Here is a 1646-nt window from a genome sequence, read left to right on the forward strand (position 1 = left end):
ACTGGCTGTTCTCTATCCGCTCGGCTGATCGGCGGGGTTCGAACAGGGGCCTGGTTCGGGTGAGTCGGCCGGTGCGGACGCATGGAAGAAGGGCCTCTTGGTAGCTCGCGGATGTCGAGTCCAGCGAGGAGCAAGAGGCCCTGTTGTCGAAGTGTCGCGTGGTCATGGTTGCCGGGTCCAGTCCGTCCACTCGTGGGTGTGACTGTCTCGCCCACAGGTTCGGGAACGCGGCCGACCGGCCGGTGCGCCGGCCCCGGTACGGCTCGGACATGAGCGATGCTGAGTGGGTTCTGGTGCGGGATCTGCTGCCGGTTCCTGGATGGCTGACGGGCCGGGGCGGGCGGCCGGAGGGCTACTGCCACCGGCAGATGATCGACGCGGTGCGCTACCTCGTGGACAACGGCATCAAGTGGCGGGCGATGCCGTCGGACTTCCCGCCCTGGCCACGGGTGTATGCCTTCTTCGCCCGCTGGCGGGACACAGGATTGATCGCCGAGCTGCACGACCGGCTGCGCGGTGCCGTCCGCAGGGCTGAGGGCCGTGATGAGGAGCCGAGTGCGGCGGTCATCGACTCGCAGTCGGTGAAGGCGGACGCCACCGTCGCCCTCACCTCGCGGGGCTTCGACGCCGGGAAGAAGATCAATGGACGCAAGCGGCACCTGCTCACCGACACCCTCGGACTGCTGCTGTCCGTGCGGGTCACGCCGGCGTCCGCGACCGACCGGGACGCCGCCCGGACCCTGCTGTCGGCGGCGACGGGCTGCTTCCGGCGGCTGTCACGGGTCTGGGCCGACGGCGGCTATACCGGCCACCTCGTCGACTGGGCCACCGCGCACCTCGGACTCGTCCTGGACGTCGTCCGCCGCAGTGACGACGTCCAGGGCTTTCAGGTGCTGCCCCGCCGCTGGGTGGTGGAGAGATCTTTCGCCTGGTTCCTGCGCAGCCGGCGTCTGGTCCGTGACTACGAACGGCGCACCGACACCAGCGAAGCCGTCATCCTGTGGTCGATGACCACCCTCATGAGCCGCCGCCTGGCCGCCCGGCAGCAGAGCCCTGCTCCGCTGCGGGCAGCGTGAACCTGCCCGGTTTGACTTCGACCAGCCAGCCCCGTTCCACCAGCCTCTTCAGCCGCGCCCTCGCACCCTCGACGCGGGAGGCGGACGCACTGTCCCATCCCAGCACCACCGCCGCCCGCCGGGCGCCGAGCCCGTCGCCTCCCGCCTCCAGGGCGGCGGCCATCAACGCCTGGTAGTCCACCGACAACGCCTCGGTTCCGAAGGCTTTGTCCCGGTGGGGCACCGCCCGGCGCGGCCCCACCGGCTTCTTCTGCGGTGCTCTGCCGACCACCACGGCGGGCGCCTCCTCCTCGGCCAGTGCCTCCAGATACTGCTCCAGGCCGATCACCCGGCACCTGAGCACCTCTTCGGCCTCCGCCAGAGCCGCTCGCACCCGCTCCAACTCGGCTTCGAGTTCCTCCACCCGCACCGCCGCGGCCTTCTGCCGCGTTTCCAACACCGCCCGCATCGACGGCATCCGCCACCCCCACGACGTCTCGATCAGCAACGGACCGAGACTCCCTCGCCAGCCGCCATGTCATGCCGGACCAGCGGAAACCGCACACGAGGTTCGGAAAGAGAACGACCTCT

At 70.0% G+C, this 1646-nt stretch carries 2 protein-coding genes; one reads left to right on the top strand and one right to left on the bottom strand.

Annotated elements, in window-relative coordinates:
- Positions 1-269: 269 nt before the first annotated feature.
- Positions 270-1076 (top strand): IS5 family transposase, encoded by an 807-nt coding sequence (locus tag C3492_RS43780; RefSeq protein WP_103818109.1) that lies wholly within the window; start codon positions 270-272, stop codon positions 1074-1076.
- On the opposite strand, the gene C3492_RS43785 is transcribed toward C3492_RS43780, so the two are convergent.
- Complete coding sequence (locus C3492_RS43785; RefSeq protein ID WP_103818110.1) at positions 1018-1524, bottom strand: hypothetical protein; 507 nt, start codon at positions 1522-1524, stop codon at positions 1018-1020. The genes C3492_RS43780 and C3492_RS43785 overlap by 59 nt on opposite strands.
- Positions 1525-1646 lie beyond the last annotated feature (122 nt).

The sequence above is a fragment of the Streptomyces sp. Ru62 genome (genome assembly GCF_002920615.1).
Classification (GTDB): domain Bacteria; phylum Actinomycetota; class Actinomycetes; order Streptomycetales; family Streptomycetaceae; genus Streptomyces.